The sequence below is a fragment of the Herbaspirillum sp. 3R11 genome, assembly GCF_004563925.1.
In the GTDB taxonomy this organism is placed as follows: domain Bacteria; phylum Pseudomonadota; class Gammaproteobacteria; order Burkholderiales; family Burkholderiaceae_D; genus Herbaspirillum.
This window is the reverse complement of the sequence record NZ_SPNJ01000001.1, coordinates 62,010-78,384: the sequence shown is the minus strand read 5'-3', so window position 1 is coordinate 78,384 and position 16,375 is coordinate 62,010. Positions and strand designations below refer to the sequence as shown.

Genomic DNA, 16,375 nt, shown 5'->3' with positions numbered 1-16,375 from the left:
TTACCTGCGTTGGTTCAGACGGGCATTTTATTCTATTTCGCGCCCGTCTTTGCCGAGTATCGCGGAATTGCCCGGATTCACCCTGCGCGTGCAGGAAGAGGCCGGCTCACTTGCGCCCATAGGTATCGTCGAAACGCACGATGTCGTCTTCGCCGAGGTAGCTGCCGGATTGCACTTCTATCATTTCCAGCGGGAATTTCCCGGGGTTTTCCAGCCGGTGTGTGACACCCAGCGGGATGTAAGTGGACTGGTTTTCGGACAGCAGGAACACTTCCTCGCCGCGCGTGATGCGCGCCGTGCCCTTGACGATGATCCAATGTTCGGCGCGATGATGGTGCATCTGCAGGCTCAGCGAGCAACCGGGATTGACGACGATGCGTTTGACCTGGAAGCGTTCACCGGCATCGATGGAGTCGTACCAGCCCCACGGACGATGGATCTTGCGATGCGTGAGCGCCTCGGCGCGTCGCTGTCCCTTGAGACGGGAAACGATGCTCTTGATGTCCTGCATCTTGTCTTTGTCGGCGACCAGCACCGCGTCCGGGGTTTCGACGATGACCATGTTGTCGATACCGACGCAGGCGACCAGCCGTCCCTCGGCGAACACCAGATTGTCCGAGGCCTGCTCCAGCATGACGTCGCCGCGGGTGACGTTGCCGGCGCCGTCTTTTTCGGATACTTGCCACAGGGCGTCCCAAGCGCCGACGTCGGACCAGCCGGCCGCGAGCGGAATGATGCGGCCTTCGATGCCCAGATCAGGCGTGTCGGCCAGCTTTTCCATCACGGCGTAATCGATTGAATCGGACGGGCACGCCTCGAATGCCGCCTTGTCGATGCGATAGAAATCGTTGTCCTGCTTGCCGCCGTCGAAAGCGGCGCGGCAGGCCTTACCCATGGCCGGCTGGAACCGCTCGATGGCGCGCAGCCAGACGCTGGCGCGCATCATGAACAGACCGCTGTTCCACAGGTAGTCGCCGGAGTCGATATACCCCTGCGCCGTGGCGACATCGGGTTTCTCGACAAAACGGGCGATCGCGTAGGCATCGTCGCTTTGCGCACCGCGCTGGATGTAGCCGTAGCCGGTTTCCGGGCGATCGGCGACGATGCCGAAGGTCACCATGGCGCCGGCAGCCGCATGCGGCACGGCGCGTTCGATCGCGGCCTGGAAGGCGTCCACATCGCGAATGACATGATCGGCCGGCATGATCAGCAGAACCGGATCTTCACCGTTCGCTGCCGCCAGCAAGGCGGCAAGAGTCAGCGCCGGCGCCGTATTGCGGCCGACCGGTTCGAGCACGATGTGATTGCTCTCCTTGCCGACGGCGCGCAATTGCTCAGCAGTGATGAATCGGTATTCTTCATTGCATACGACAATGGGCGCGTCGACCAGTTTATAGGTATCGGTGGCTTGTACCCGCAACGCAGTGGCCTGCAGCATGGTTTCCGCACCTACCAGAGGTAGCAATTGCTTGGGATACTGTTCTCGGGAAAACGGCCACAAACGTGTGCCTGAGCCGCCCGAGAGAATTACTGGCTGCAAATGGATCATCAACTCTGTCTTTATGTTATTGGAGTACGAGCATGCCGTAGCCTCCGGGCCTGTCCTCACAGGCTAGGGCGCTTCGCGGCGACGCTTTTTCTGCTGATACATCAGGGCGTCGGCGCTGCTCATCAGGTCGCCAATCGTATCATGCGCAGCAGCATCATATTCAATCGCGCCGACACTGTACAACAAGTCGTAACCGCGTTTGCTGGTCTGATTGTGGCGATCTATCGCCTGTTCGAAATGCCCCAGCACCGTAGCGCATTCCTGTGCACTGGTGTTGGTGAGAAATACCGCAAATTCGTCGCCACCCAGCCTTCCGATCACATCCGACTCGCGAAAATTGGCGGCCAGGCTATTGCTGAACGCCACCAACGCGCGATCACCTTCGGCATGCCCGAAGCGGTCATTGATCTGCTTGAACAGGTCGAGATCGAAATACAACAGAGAGGCTGGTTTGGCCAGCCGTTTGCACATGCTCAGAGCATGCTGGGACAGCGATTCGAAACCGCGCCGGTTGGACAGCTTGGTCAGCTCGTCCATGGTGGCCAGATGCACCGCCGCCATTTCCTGCTCGACCATGCGCGCCAGATCGCTCAGCAAAGCCTGGTCGTCGGCGTCAAACCGACGCGGAATGGTGTCGAGCAAACACAGCGTGCCCAGCTTGTGGCCATGCGGGCTGCGAATCGGGCAACCGGCGTAGAAGCGGATGAACGGATCCTCGGTTACCAGCGGATTGTCCTTGAAACGTTCGTCCTCCAACGCATTGGGCACCACCATCACGTCGTCGCGCAAAATGGCATGCGCGCAAAAGGAAACGTCACGCCCGGTTTCGCAGGCATCAATCCCGACACGCGCCTTGAACCACTGGCGTTTGGTGTCGACCAGGCTGACCACGGCCATGGGCACCGAAAAAAGCCGGCGCGCCAGCCTGGTCACCCTGTCGAAGCGTTCTTCCGGCGGCGTATCGAGAATCTGCAACCCATGCAGGTCGGCGACGCGCGCCTGCTCATCGACGGGAATATCAGCAATTTTCATCGGTCTCTGTGCCCAGTTGTTGATTGAAATCCAATCCGCAGACTCGTGCGGTGCCAGCCGGGTCCTTGTCTGCCAAAAACCTTGGTCGCGCAAGCCGCTGACGTCCTGTCGCCGCCGTTGCGCCTTCGTCCGGCAATCATATTGATATTGCTGGCGAGATAGTTTGTGGTTCTTTTGTTCGTTATTTTTCTATCTATGACTGTAATGCCGATCAGTCGTCTTCGCAAGCATCCGCCTTATCCGGATGTCGCATACAACAAAAAACCCCGCCAAAGCGGGGTTCATCGGGACATGAAAAAGACGTGTGACGTCAGCCTTTGGCAGCACCGGATTTATCCATTGCCGCTTCTTCCTTGCCATCCTTGCTCTTCTTGCCAAACGGCTTGCCCGTGGACTTGACGGGTGCTACAGCAGACTTGCCGCGCGCCTGGCCGTTGACGGTCAGGCCTGCATCCGACAGCTTGACGGCGCTCTTCTCGCCGACACCCTTGACGCGCGTTTCGAAGTCGGACCAGTCCTTGAATTCGCCCTTCTTACGCTCATCGAGGATGCGCTTGGACATGGCCGGTCCAATGCCCTTGATGCCATCCAGCGCGGCCTGGTCGGCCTTGTTGACGTCAGCCTGAGCAAATGCCAGGCCGGTGCTGAGGATAAAAGCGAAAAAGGCGACAGTGAGTTTTTTCAACATGGGTATTGTTCCTTTAAAAAGTCATCGTTAAATCATGGAAGGGCAATCTCAGCTGGCGAATGTCGGCGGGCTGAGAAATTTAACGATTCCCCGGAACAACAGTTGACGAAATGAAAACGAAAATACAGTCGTATTAATTTCCTCTGCAACCACCCAATTTTCGAAATTTTGGGCGATGCAGGGAAACCGACTCAGAGCGCCAGTTCTTCGCGCGTGACGGTGGCCGTGCCGAGCTTGCCGACCACGATGCCGCCGGCCAGATTGGCGATGCGGACCGCTTCCTTCAACTCGACGCCATTGCCGAGCATGACCGCCAGCGTGGCAATCACGGTGTCGCCCGCACCGGAAACATCGAACACTTCGCGCGCCACTGCGGGGAAGTTCACGACCTCGTTGTCCTGATACAGCGTCATGCCCTCTTCCGAACGCGTCAGCAGCAGCGCTTCCAGATCGAGCGAACGGCGCAGGTTTTGCGCCTTCGTCGTGAGTTCTTCTTCCGACTTCCAATTGCCGATGATGCGGATCAGCTCGGAACGATTCGGCGTCAGGATGGACGCCCCCTTGTAACGCGCAAAATCATCGCCCTTGGGATCGACCAGAATGCGCTTGCCAAGCTTCTTGCCGACGCTGATCATGTCAGCGACGTTCACCAGGCTGCCCTTGGCGTAATCGGACAAGATGATGACGTCGTAGTTGTCGATCAGCGCATTGAATTGCGTGAGCTTGTCGCGCAGCACGGTGTCGGTCGGTGCATCTTCAAAATCCACACGCACCAGTTGCTGCTGACGGCCAATGACGCGCAGCTTGATGATGGTCGAAATGGCCGGGTCGCGATTGAGATAGCTGCTGATGCCGAGGTCGGTCAACAGACCTTCGACCACCGCGCCGGCTTCATCTTGCCCGATCACGCCCAGTAAGCCGGTTTGTGCGCCCAGCGTGGCGGCATTACGGGCGACGTTGGCGGCGCCGCCCAAACGTTCTTCGCGGCGCTCAACGCGCACCACAGGCACCGGTGCTTCCGGCGAAATGCGATTGACTTCACCGAACCAGTAACGATCCAGCATGACGTCGCCGACGATCAGGATGCGCGCATTACTTAGCGAATTCAGGGAATTCAGGGAATTCAGGGATTTGCTGGAATTCGGAATTGTCATCGGTTCAACTCTTGGTCAGGATGGAACGGCCGATGCCATGGTATTCAATACCGGCGTCCGCCATCACTTGCGGCTCAAACAGGTTGCGACCGTCGAAAATCACCGGCGCCTTGAGTTTGCTCTTGAGTTGGTCGAAATCCGGGCTGCGGAATGCCTTCCACTCGGTCACGATGGCCAGGGCATCCGCGTCTTGCAGCGCATCCATCGGGTTTTCGGCGAAGCGGATGCGGCTCAGAACACTTTCGTCGTCATTGAAGTCCAGCGCCAGCACGCGTTTGGCCTCCTTCATGGCGACCGGATCGAACACGGCTACCGTGGCGCCGCGCGCGATCAGTTCGCCCAACAGCACGCGCGAGGAAGCTTCGCGCATGTCATCGGTATTGGGCTTGAACGCCAGCCCCCAGACCGCGAAATGGCGACCTTGCAAATTCTCGCCGAAGCGCGCCACGATCTTCTTGCCGAGCACATGCTTCTGATTGTTGTTGACCTGCTCGACGGCGCGCAGGATATGCAGTTCCTGGCCGTACGCGCGCGCCGTGCGTTCCAGCGCCTGCACATCCTTGGGGAAACAGGAGCCGCCATAGCCGCAACCGGCATACAAGAAACTGTGGCCGATACGCGGATCGGAACCGATGCCGTGGCGCACGGCCTCAATGTCGGCGCCGACCTGATCCGCCAGATTGGCCAGCTCATTCATGAACGAGATGCGTGTCGCCAGCATGGCGTTGGCGGCGTATTTCGTGAATTCGGCGGAACGCACGTCCATCCAATAGGTACGTTCGTGGTTGCGGTTGAACGGCGCGTAGAGCTTCTTCATGGCGGCGTAAGCCTGCATGCCCTCGGGCGTATTGTCATGGCCGATCACAATGCGGTCGGGACGCATGAAGTCTTCAACGGCGGCGCCTTCCTTGAGGAATTCCGGATTCGACACTACCGAGAATTTGGCTTCGGCATTGCCGCGTTGCTGCAACTCCCCTGCAATCGCGGTGCTGACCTTGCCGGCGGTGCCGACCGGCACGGTCGACTTGTCGACGACGACCTTGAAGCCGGTCATGTGCTTGCCGATGTTGCGGGCAGCGGCCAGCACGTATTGCAGGTCGGCCGAACCGTCTTCGTCGGGCGGCGTGCCGACAGCGATGAATTGCACGTCGCCGTGCGCCACGCTGGCGGCAACGTCGGTAGAGAACGTCAGGCGTCCGGCGGCGCGATTGCGGGCCACCACGTCTTCCAGACCCGGCTCGTGAATGGGAATGCCGCCGTTGTTGAGGATGTCGACCTTGCTCTGGTCGACATCGAGGCAAAATACATCGTTGCCCAGTTCAGCCAGGCAGGCGCCTGTAACGAGACCGACGTAGCCGGTGCCAATGATGGTGATTTTCATAATATTCCTACAGATGCGAGTGCGTCGGCACTCTAGTTCATTACGTTCAATTCTTCAGTGCGGCGCGGCGGGTAAGTTTCCCAATGGTTGCAGCCGGGGCAATGCCAATAGAACTGGCGCGCCTTGAAGCCGCAATGAGTACATTGGTAACGCGCCAGCTTTTGCGTGTAGCTGTGCACCAGCGTTTTCACCACCGCGAGTTCCGGACGTATTTCAGCAGGCGCGTTCAGCATGCGCGCCTCGAGGAATTTGTCGAGGCCGAGCAAGGTCGGCGTGCGGCGCAACTCGTCGCTGACCAGTTGGTTGGCGGCTTCCACGCCTTCCAGTTCCAGCACTGCCTTGAACACCACTTCCAGCAAATCGATCGAGGGTGCTTCGGCCAGATACGAGCGCAGCAGATTCAGGCCTTCTTGCATGCGCCCCACCGCCTGGTAGCCGTCGAGCAGTCGCTGCGCCACCAGCGCGGCATGCGGAACGCTTTGGTGTTCGACCCGGCGCCAGGCCAGCAAGGCGGCTTCGATATCGCCCTTGGCGCGGTAAACGTCGCCCAGCAGCATGGTCGCGCGCACGCTCTTGCGATCGGTCGCCAGCGCTTTTTCCAACAGGCTCATGGCGGCGTCGGGATGCGTGTGCACCAACTCGTCTTCAGCCAATTCACAATAGAACTGGGCGATCTCTTTTTGCCGGCCACCGGCGCCTGCAGATTGCAGGGTTTCCGCGGCCTTGATGGCGCGCGCCCATTCTTTTTCACGCTGGTAGATTTCCAGCAGCGCGCGCCCGGCCTGGGCACCGTATTGGGTGTCATTGAGCAGATGGAAGGTCTCTTCGGCGCGATCCAGCAGACCGGCCTTGAGATAATCCTGACCGAGCTCGTACTGGGCGTGCGCCTTGTGCTCGGCCGGCAAATCGGGACGCGCCAGCAGGTTCTGGTGAACCCGGATGGCGCGCTCGGTTTCGCCGCGCCGGCGAAACAGGTTGCCGAGGGCGAAATGCAATTCCACCGTTTCAGGATCCAGCTTGACGATTTCGATGAAAGCGTCAATGGCCTTGTCGGGTTGCTCGTTGAGCAGGAAATTCAAGCCTTTGAAATAGCCGCGCGGCAGCGTCCGTGACTCGGACAACAATTGATTGATGTCGACCCGCGCCGCGATCCATCCCAGTCCGAAAAAGACAGGAATGCCCAACAGCCACCAGAATTCAAATTCCATATAAAACCGCGATCAGATGAGATGCTGAGGTGGAACCACGCTGTCCGGCTGCGGCGGCTGAGTCTGGGCCAGCAACTGGGCCTCGCGCTCCTTCTGCAGCACGGCAAGACTCTTCTTTTGCTTCGACGCTTCGCGGCGATGGCGGAACACCAGCGGGGTCATCGCCAGCACGCCGAGGATGGCGCCGCCGACGAAGCATACGAGCAGCACCAGCACCAGCGGATCGGTGCGTTCATAGCCGAGGAAGAAATGCAGCGTGATTTCCTGCGTATTTTTCAACGCGAAGAAAAAGAAAAGGATAAAGAGGATGGCCGCAATCAGTCTTGAAATTATCTTCATGGCGCAAATCCTTTTTCGATGTATTGACCGGACCCGCAGGTACGGCGACATGGTACTGCTTGACCGCTCGCGCAGAAGGCGCGGCAGATGTGAAATTGTACGTGAAAAAAAACGGCATCCAAAGATGCCGTTCATTTTGTTAAGCGCTATTTACACTATTGCACTCGTAGCGCCCAACTGCTTCACCGCTACAGCGGCGAAGCGTCAACTAGTCTTCCTTGATGGGTTGCCCCACCATGGCGTCGACACGCTCCCGCAATTCCTTGCCAGGCTTGAAGTGAGGCACGCGCTTTTCCGGCACCATCACTTTATCGCCCGACTTGGGATTGCGACCGATGCGAGGCGGCCTGCGATTTAACGCAAAGCTACCAAAACCACGGATCTCGATGCGCTGGCCGGTTGCTAATGCATCAACCATGGCATCGAGAATGGTTTTGACCGCGTAATCCGCATCCTTGGCGACAAGTTGCGGATAACGCTCAGCCAGGCGAGCGATCAGCTCAGACTTGGTCATTGTGCTCGACTGATCAGTTCTTGTTGTCGAGCTTTGCCTTCAGCAGTGCACCCAGGCTGGTGGTACCGGAAGCTGCGCTGGAGTCCGTAGACATCTTTTGCATTGCTTCCTGAGTCTCAGCGTTGTCCTTTGCCTTGATGGACAATTGGATGCTGCGTGCCTTGCGGTCGATGTTGATGACCAGCGCTTCAACGCTGTCGCCGACCTTCAGGTGTGTACCGGCATCTTCAACGCGGTCGCGCGAGATTTCGGATGCACGCAGGTAGCCTTCGACTTCTTCCGACAACTGGATCACTGCGCCCTTAGGCTCGACCGACTTGACTGTACCGTTGACCAGTGCACCCTTGTCGTTCATTGCAGCGAAGTTGTTGAACGGATCGCCTTCCAGCTGCTTGACGCCCAGGGAAACGCGCTCGCGCTCGACGTCGATTGCCAGAACAACTGCTTCCAGTTCGTCGCCCTTCTTGAACTTGCGCACGGCTTCTTCGCCGGTTTCAGTCCAGGACAGGTCGGACAGGTGAACCAGACCGTCGATGTTGCCGGTCAGGCCGATGAACACGCCGAAGTCAGTAATCGACTTGATTGCGCCCTTGACCTTGTCGCCCTTCTTGTGGGTAACAGCGAAGTCGTCCCATGGGTTCGCCTTGCATTGCTTCATGCCCAGGCTGATACGGCGACGCTCTTCGTCGATTTCCAGAACCATGACTTCAACTTCATCGCCCAGCTGAACAACCTTGTTAGGCGCGACGTTCTTGTTGGTCCAATCCATTTCGGAAACGTGCACCAGGCCTTCGATACCTTGCTCGACTTCGACGAATGCGCCGTAGTCGGTCAGGTTGGTGACCTTGCCGAACAGACGTGTGCCTTGTGGGTAACGACGGGACAAACCGGTCCATGGATCGTCGCCCAGTTGCTTGACGCCCAGCGAAACACGGTTCTTCTCTTGATCGTACTTGAGGACCTTGGCAGTGATCTCTTGACCGACTGTGAGCACTTCCGATGGGTGACGCACACGACGCCATGCCAGATCGGTGATGTGCAACAGGCCGTCGATACCGCCCAGATCCACGAACGCGCCGTAGTCGGTGATGTTCTTGACGACGCCGGTAACCACGGTGCCTTCTTTCAGGGTTTCCATCAGCTTTTGACGCTCTTCGCCCATCGACGCTTCGATGACGGCGCGACGCGACAACACGACGTTGTTGCGCTTGCGATCCAGCTTGATGACCTTGAATTCCAGGGTCTTGCCTTCGAAAGGCGTTGTATCCTTGACCGGACGTGTATCCACCAGCGAACCTGGCAGGAAGGCACGGATGCCGTTGGTCAGAACAGTCAGACCGCCCTTGACCTTGCCATTGACAGTACCAACAACGATCTCGCCGGACTCCATCGCTTTTTCGAGCGAGAGCCACGATGCCAGACGCTTGGCCTTGTCACGCGACAGGATAGTGTCGCCGAAACCGTTTTCCAGCGATTCGATTGCGACGGAGATGAAATCACCGACGTTGACTTCGAGTTCGCCGTTGTCATTTTTGAATTCTTCGATAGGAATGAAGGCTTCGGACTTCAGGCCGGCGTTGACGATAACGAAGTTATGGTCGAGGCGGACGACTTCAGCCGAAATGACTTCACCAGAACGCATGTCTTGACGTGACAGCGATTCTTCAAACAGCGCTGCAAATGCATCAGCGCCAGCGGCTCCAGGAGCCAGGACAGTAGTGGTAGACATAGAGTTTAAGAAAGGTGTTGGCCAGTATCCGGTCGCAACTTGCATAAATCAGACTGCTGGAGATGCATGCAAAAGGCGATGAATAATGGGTTTAGGTTTATCAACACCCGCCGGACTTTGCATCAGGCGAGCACCAATGGCGTTACAGAAACAACAGATAAAGCTGCAACAAAAACTTATAAAGCACTTATAAAGCTGCGTACCAGCTGAGCACCTGCCTGACCGCCTCATCGGCCGTCATGTCGGAAGTATCCAGTAGATATGCACCCTCCGCCGGCTTGAGCGGCGCCGACGCACGATTCATATCGCGCGCATCGCGTTCCCGCAGGTCCTTGGAGAGGTCTTCCATATTAGCAGGAAAACCCTTGTCAATCAATTGCTTATAGCGTCTTTGCGCCCTCGCCTCGACGCTGGCGGTCAAAAAGACCTTCAGGGGGGCATGCGGGAAGATCACCGTGCCCATGTCCCGACCGTCCGCGACCAGACCCGGCGCCTTGCGAAAACCGAGTTGCAAGCCGTACAGGGCATGGCGAACCGTTGCCAGAACGGCAATTTTCGAGGCAGTGTTGCCCACTTCTTCGGCGCGGATGGCCTGGGAAACGTCTTCATTGGCCAGGAAGATATGGCCGCCGTCGAAATGGCAGTTGAGGTGCTCGGCGCTCTTGGCCAGGCCGTGTTCGTCATTCATTTCGACGCCGCGGCGAATCGCCGACAGCGCCGTCAGACGGTACAAGGCGCCCGAATCGAGATAGTGGAAGCCCAGTTGCTGAGCGACGCGTTGCGCAACCGTACCTTTGCCCGATGCAGTCGGGCCGTCAATGGCGATGACGGGAATATTTGCCGTGTTCATGGGGATCCCCGCTTGTTGATTAATTCTGGATGAGTCAAATCAGTGTCTGTTCGGCAATATGCTGAAACACCCGGAAATAATCCGGGAAAGTCTTGGCCACGCATTTCGGATCATTGATGCGCACCTGCGTACCGCGGCGTGCGGCGCCGTCGAGTGATGCCAGCGAGAAACACATCGCCATGCGATGATCGTCATAGGTGTCGATGGTGGCGGGCGTCAGCTGTTGCGGCGGCGTCACGCTCAGGTAATCGGCGCCTTCTTCCACGGTCGCACCGAGCTTGCGCAGTTCGGTCGCCATCGCGGCCAGGCGGTCGGTTTCCTTGACGCGCCAACTGGCAATATTGCGCAGCACGCTGGTGCCGTCGGCATACAACGCCGCTACCGCGATGGTCATGGCGGCATCGGGAATATGGTTGAAATCGGTGTCAATGGCCTTGAGCACGCCATTCGACGATGCTTCGATCCAGTTGTCGCCCATCGTGATGGTCACCCCCATCTGGCGCAACGCTTCGACGAAACGGACGTCACCCTGGATGCTGTCCTTGCCGACGCCTTCCACCCGGATCGGACCGCCGGCGATGGCGCCCGCCGCCAGGAAATACGAAGCCGACGAGGCATCGCCTTCGACGTGAATGGTGCCCGGGCTCTGATAGTGCTGCCCGGCTGTCACCGTGAAAGACTGCCAGCCGTCGCGCTGGACATCTACACCGAAGCGCCGCATCAGGTTCAGCGTGATTTCGATGTAGGGCTTGGAAATCAGTTCGCCGATCACCTCGATCGTCATCGGCTCATCCCTGGCCATCAACGGCGCCGCCATCAGCAAGGCCGTCAGGAACTGGCTGGAGACATTACCGCGCACCTTCATGCGATGGGCATTGAGCATGCCGCGGCGGATATGCAGCGGCGGATAGCCGGGATTGCCGGTGTACTCGATGCGCATGCCAACGTCGTTGAGCGCGTCGACCAGATCGCCGATCGGCCGCTCGTGCATGCGCGGCACGCCGTGCAAGGTGTAGTCGCCACCGATCACCGCCAGAGCCGCCGTCAACGGACGGATCGCGGTGCCGGCGTTGCCCATGAACAGATCGGCCTGGTGCACCGGCAACACGCCGTCGACGCCGTGCACGATGTAGTCCTGGGTGCCTTCGACCTGCTCCCATTTGACGCCGAGTTGCTGCAAAGCCATCAGCATCACCAGCGTGTCGTCGGAGGCCAGCAGGTCCATGATCTTGGTGGTGCCGCGCGACAACGCCGCCAGCAGCAGGATGCGGTTCGAGATGCTTTTGGAGCCGGGCAGTTTGACCGTGCCCTGGACATGCGCCACGGGATTGAGGTCAATATGGCGGGGATAGGAAGCTGGCTTCATCGGGAATAGTTGTCTGTGGTGGTTCTGTGGGTTGTTCTACGGCTAGTTCTGAAAATCCGGCGGACAGGCGTGCTCAGTCGCCGCCTTCTTTGTTCTGCCGCTCGGCGGTTTCGATTGCGGCAGTCCAATTGTGCCGCGCCTGCTGGGCATTGGCGTAAATTTTTTCCAGGCCGTCGCTGTCGCGCTCGACCAGCATCTTGCGCATGCGGATCAGCTGCACCAGATACGCGTCCAGCTCATGCAGCAATGCGGCGCGATTGGCCAGCGAAATATCGCGCCACATTTCAGGCGACGAGCCGGCAATGCGCGTGAAGTCGCGGAAACCGCTCGCAGCGTACTGAAACAGGATGGGCGCATGCGGCTTGGAAGCGATATCGTCGACCAACGCATACGCCAGCAGGTGCGGCAAATGGCTGACCGAAGCGAACACCGCATCGTGTTCTTGCGGACTGAGGCGATGGATGCTGGCGCCACAGGCCTGCCAGGCTTGCGCCACGCGTTCGATGTCCCGCTCCGTGTTCTCGTCCAGCGACGTGATGACGGTTTTCTTGCCGACGTACAAATCGACCAGCGCCGCATCGGGCCCATTTTGCTCGCGCCCGGCAATCGGATGGCCCGGCACGAATTGACCGATCTTGTCGCCCAGCGCAGCGCGCGCCGCGGCCACCACATCGGCCTTGGTGCTGCCGGCATCGGTTACCACGGTGCCGGGCTGCAAATACGGCTCGATGCTCGCGAGGATGGCGCCGGTCTGCGCCACCGGCGCCGCCAGCAAGATCAGATCCGCATCCTGCACCGCATCGGCAACCGAGGTGCTTGCCTCGTCGATGATGCCCAGTTCTTTCGCACGCAACAGCGATGTTTCGCTGCGGCCGACGCCGACCACATGCGCGACTGCACCGGCTTTTTTCAGCGCCAGCGCAAACGAACCACCGATCAGGCCGACGCCGAAGACAACAATTTTCTTCACTATGTGCCGCCTCAACCCAGGATGGTTTTCAAGGCGGCGATGAACGCGGCGTTTTCTTCGGGCAGACCGACCGTGATACGCAACCATTGCGGCAAGCCGTAGTTGCCGACCGGACGCACGATGATGCCCTGCTTGAGCAGCGCGAGATTGACGCGCGCACCGGCGCCGTCATCGTCGCCCACCTTGACCAGTACGAAGTTGCCGTAGGACGGCACATAGGTCAGTCCGAGCTCGTCGAAAGCCTGGATCAGTTGCTTGTAACCTTGCGCATTGACCTCGGCGCTTTTTTGCAGGAAAGCCTTGTCGGTCAACGCGGCAACCGCGGCGGCTTGCGCCAGCGAATTGACGTTGAACGGTTGACGGATGCGATTGAGCAGATCGGTCACGCCCGGCTGCCCGATCGCGAAACCGACGCGCAGGCCGGCCAGGCCATAGGCCTTGGACATGGTGCGCGAGACGATCAGATTCGGGAAAGTGCGCACCCAGTCGGTCGATTCGTATTGCAGGTCGGCCGACAGGTATTCGTTGTACGCCTCGTCGATGACCACGACGACGTGCTGCGGCACCGCCTTGAGGAAGGCCTCCAGCTCGGCCGCCGGCAGGAAGGTGCCGGTCGGGTTGTTCGGGTTGGCGATGAACACCAGGCGCGTGTCGTCGGCAATCGCCGCCGCCATGGCTTGCAGGTCATGCCCGAAATCCTTGGCCTTGACTTCGATGGCGCGCGCGCCGACCGCTTGCGTGGCCAGTGCGTAGACCAGGAAGCCGTACTGCGCATACACCACCGACTGCTTCGGCTGCACGAAGGCGTGCGCCGCCAGTTCGAGGATGTCGTTGCTGCCGTTGCCCAGCGTGACCCAGTCCTGCGGCACGCCATACTTGGCACTGATGGCAGCCTTCAGGTCAAAACCGTTGGCGTCGGGATAACGGCCGATGTCGGCAATCGCCTGTTGCATCGCCAGACGTGCCGACTCCGGCATGCCCAACGGGTTTTCATTGGACGCCAGCTTGATGATCTTGCTCTCGTCGAGCCCGAATTCGCGGGCGACTTCAGCGATAGGTTTGCCTGCCTGGTAAGGCGCCAGCGCGCGCACGTATTCCGGACCAAATGGTGTGGACATGATGAACCTTCGAATGATTTATACGGTAAAGGGGTAAGAGCCGAGCAGCTTGAAGAACGCGGCGTTCTCCTTGAGCTCGGCCAGCGCCTTGGCGACTTTTTCGTCCTGCTCGTGACCTTCGAGGTCGACGTAGAAATAATATTCCCACGCACCCATGCGCGCCGGGCGTGACTCGAAGCGCGTCATCGATACGCCATGCTTGGCCAGCGGCGCCAGCAGGTTGTAGACGGCGCCGGCCTTGTTCGGCACGGACAGCACGATGGAAGTCTGGTCGCGACCGGACGGCGCCGTTTGCAGGCGGCCGATGACGGCGAAGCGCGTGCGGTTGTGCGGGTCGTCCTGGATGTGCGCGTTGACGGTTTGCAGGTTGTATTTCTGCCCGGCGATTTCACCGGCGATGGCGGCCACGGTAGTATCTTCGCCGGCCATGCGCGCGGCTTCGGCGTTGGACGCCACGGCCTGGCGCTCGACGCCGGGATAATTCTGGTTGAGCCAGGCGTTGCATTGCGCCAGCGCCTGCGAGTGCGCGCAAATGCGTGTCACGCCTTGCATGCCGCCCGCTTTGGTCATCAGGCTGTGGTGCACCGGGATCGAAATCTCGCCGCTGATGCGCAACGTGGTTTGCAGTAGCAGGTCCAGCGTGCGATTGATCACGCCTTCGGAAGAATTCTCGATCGGCACCACGCCGAAATCAGCAGTGCCGGCTTCGGCATCGCGGAATACTTCATCGATCGACGCGCACGGCAAGCCTTCGACGGCGTGACCAAACTGCTGGTACACGGCTTGTTCGCTGAAGGTGCCTTCGGGACCGAGATAGGCCACCACCACGCGCTTTTCCAGCGCGCGGCAGGCCGACATGACTTCACGGAAAATGGTCTGGATATCAGTGCCCAGCAACGGCCCCGGATTGCGTTCGGCAGCCTTGCGCAGCACTTGCGCTTCACGCTCGGGACGGAACACCGGCGCATTGGTCTCGGCCTTGACGTGCCCGACTTCCTGCGCGACGCGCGCGCGCTGATTCAGCAAATCAAGGATTTGCGCATCGATGGCGTCGATCTTCTGACGCAAGGGCAAGAGTTTGTCTTCACTCATTGTTGTGGTCTTTCTTGTTCAATCCGTTCCGGCCGGCAGCAAATAAATGCGGTCAGCCCAACCCTCAGAGAGCGGCTGGCAAAACGCCGGTGGCAAGGCGCGCCGACGCAGACAGTACGCTAGTACGGCAAGGAGGTGCAACGCCGCCAGCGGTGTTTTTCCAGTCGCTCTCAGCCGCGTGTGCGTTCGAAGTGGCGGAGGTACTCCACCAATGCTTCTACGCCTTCCATCGGCATCGCGTTGTAGATCGATGCGCGCATGCCGCCGACCGACTTGTGGCCTTTCAGCTGCAGCAGGCCGCGCTCTTTGGCGCCGGCCAGGAATGTCTCGTTCAATGTTTCGTCATGCAGGAAAAACGGCGCGTTCATGCGTGAACGGCAGTCCTTTGCAATCCGTGTTGTATAAAATTCGGTGCTGTCGAGATAGTCGTACAGCAAGTCGGCCTTGGCGATATTGCGGCGTTCCATTTCGGCCACGCCGCCCTGGCGCTTGAGCCACTGGAACACCAGGCCGGCGATGTAGATCGCATAGGTCGGCGGCGTGTTGTACATGGAGTCGTTATCGGCGACGATCTTCCAGTCGAAGGCCGACGGGCAGATCGGCAAGGCGTGGCCGAGCAGGTCTTCACGCACGATGACGATGGTCAGTCCGGCCGGGCCGATGTTCTTTTGCGCGCCGCCGTAGATGACGCCGTATTTGGAGACATCCACCGCGCGCGACAGGATGTGCGACGACATGTCGGCCACGATGGGCGCATTGTCGGTGTCAGCTGCGACGTCAGGCGTGAACTGGTATTCGACGCCGTCGATGGTTTCATTGGTGCACAGATGCACGTAGGCGGCGTTACGGGAGAGCTTCCATGTGTCACGCGCCGGGATGCGGGCGAATTTTTCAGCTTCGGACGAGGCGGCAACGTTGACTTCGCAATAGCGCCGCGCTTCCTTGATCGACTTGGTCGACCATGAGCCGGTGTTGATGTAGTCCGCCACGCCCGCGCCTTTGCCGCGCAAGCCGGCCAGGTTCATCGGGATGATGGCGTTCTCGGCGATGGCGCCGCCTTGCAGGAACAGGATCTTGTAATTGGCCGGCACCGCGAACAGCTCGCGCATGTCGCGCAAGGCCGTCTCGATGATCGACATGTATTCCTTGCCGCGATGACTCATTTCCATCACGGACATGCCGCTGCCGTGCCAGTCCAGCATTTCGTCGGCAGCTTGCTGCAACACTTCTTTCGGTAATACGGCCGGACCGGCGGAAAAATTGTAGACCATGATCTAGGTAAAAAATAAAGAAAAGACAAGGCAACGATACAAGAACAAGGCCAGGAAGGACAGCAACAGACGACCGAACAAACAAGCGCAACAGGATGAAAATGACCGGCCATC

15 protein-coding genes are annotated in these 16,375 nt (G+C 59.3%); all 15 read right to left on the bottom strand.

The genetic code is table 11. The features are described 5' to 3' along the window. Window positions 1–106: 106 nt before the first annotated feature. The 15 genes from E4P32_RS00395 to serC all read right to left on the bottom strand — a co-directional run bounded on the left by E4P32_RS00395 (window position 107) and on the right by serC (window position 16,261). Window positions 107–1,549: a mannose-1-phosphate guanylyltransferase/mannose-6-phosphate isomerase gene (locus E4P32_RS00395; protein ID WP_199525596.1), complete on the bottom strand. Its 1,443-nt coding sequence runs from the start codon at window positions 1,547–1,549 to the stop codon at window positions 107–109. 63 nt (window positions 1,550–1,612) lie between these two features. Beyond that, entirely contained in the window at window positions 1,613–2,581 is a 969-nt protein-coding gene (locus tag E4P32_RS00390; protein ID WP_116433763.1) for a sensor domain-containing diguanylate cyclase, read from the bottom strand. Between the two features lie 310 nt (window positions 2,582–2,891). Then, window positions 2,892–3,269: a helix-hairpin-helix domain-containing protein gene (locus tag E4P32_RS00385; RefSeq protein WP_116433764.1), complete on the bottom strand. Its 378-nt coding sequence runs from the start codon at window positions 3,267–3,269 to the stop codon at window positions 2,892–2,894. 191 nt (window positions 3,270–3,460) lie between these two features. After that, entirely contained in the window at window positions 3,461–4,423 is a 963-nt protein-coding gene (gene rfaE1, locus E4P32_RS00380; protein WP_116433765.1) for a D-glycero-beta-D-manno-heptose-7-phosphate kinase, read from the bottom strand. Between the two features lie 4 nt (window positions 4,424–4,427). Continuing rightward, the gene (locus E4P32_RS00375; protein ID WP_116433766.1) at window positions 4,428–5,804 is read right to left on the bottom strand and encodes a UDP-glucose/GDP-mannose dehydrogenase family protein; all 1,377 of its coding nucleotides are present in this window, start codon (window positions 5,802–5,804) and stop codon (window positions 4,428–4,430) included. Between the two features lie 32 nt (window positions 5,805–5,836). Further along, window positions 5,837–7,012, bottom strand: coding sequence for a lipopolysaccharide assembly protein LapB (gene lapB, locus E4P32_RS00370; protein WP_116433767.1), 1,176 nt, complete (start codon window positions 7,010–7,012; stop codon window positions 5,837–5,839). A 12-nt stretch (window positions 7,013–7,024) separates the two neighbouring features. Further along, the gene (locus E4P32_RS00365; protein ID WP_116433768.1) at window positions 7,025–7,351 is read right to left on the bottom strand and encodes a LapA family protein; all 327 of its coding nucleotides are present in this window, start codon (window positions 7,349–7,351) and stop codon (window positions 7,025–7,027) included. 208 nt (window positions 7,352–7,559) lie between these two features. Then, complete coding sequence (locus E4P32_RS00360) at window positions 7,560–7,865, bottom strand: integration host factor subunit beta (protein ID WP_007876341.1); 306 nt, start codon at window positions 7,863–7,865, stop codon at window positions 7,560–7,562. Window positions 7,866–7,878: 13 nt separating this feature from the next. Next, window positions 7,879–9,594, bottom strand: coding sequence for a 30S ribosomal protein S1 (gene rpsA / locus E4P32_RS00355; protein WP_116433769.1), 1,716 nt, complete (start codon window positions 9,592–9,594; stop codon window positions 7,879–7,881). 187 nt (window positions 9,595–9,781) lie between these two features. Then, window positions 9,782–10,444 (bottom strand): (d)CMP kinase, encoded by a 663-nt coding sequence (gene cmk / locus E4P32_RS00350; protein WP_116433770.1) that lies wholly within the window; start codon window positions 10,442–10,444, stop codon window positions 9,782–9,784. Between the two features lie 34 nt (window positions 10,445–10,478). Then, window positions 10,479–11,810 (bottom strand): 3-phosphoshikimate 1-carboxyvinyltransferase, encoded by a 1,332-nt coding sequence (gene aroA, locus E4P32_RS00345; protein ID WP_116433771.1) that lies wholly within the window; start codon window positions 11,808–11,810, stop codon window positions 10,479–10,481. Between the two features lie 73 nt (window positions 11,811–11,883). Next, window positions 11,884–12,780: a prephenate dehydrogenase/arogenate dehydrogenase family protein gene (locus tag E4P32_RS00340; RefSeq protein WP_116433772.1), complete on the bottom strand. Its 897-nt coding sequence runs from the start codon at window positions 12,778–12,780 to the stop codon at window positions 11,884–11,886. A gap of 11 nt (window positions 12,781–12,791) precedes the next feature. Then, a complete protein-coding gene (hisC, locus tag E4P32_RS00335) occupies window positions 12,792–13,898 on the bottom strand; it encodes a histidinol-phosphate transaminase (RefSeq protein WP_116433773.1) in 1,107 nt (368 codons plus the stop codon). Between the two features lie 18 nt (window positions 13,899–13,916). Further along, the gene (pheA, locus tag E4P32_RS00330; RefSeq protein ID WP_116433774.1) at window positions 13,917–14,990 is read right to left on the bottom strand and encodes a prephenate dehydratase; all 1,074 of its coding nucleotides are present in this window, start codon (window positions 14,988–14,990) and stop codon (window positions 13,917–13,919) included. A gap of 170 nt (window positions 14,991–15,160) precedes the next feature. Then, a complete protein-coding gene (gene serC / locus E4P32_RS00325; RefSeq protein ID WP_116433775.1) occupies window positions 15,161–16,261 on the bottom strand; it encodes a 3-phosphoserine/phosphohydroxythreonine transaminase in 1,101 nt (366 codons plus the stop codon). Between the last annotated feature and the right edge of the window lie 114 nt (window positions 16,262–16,375).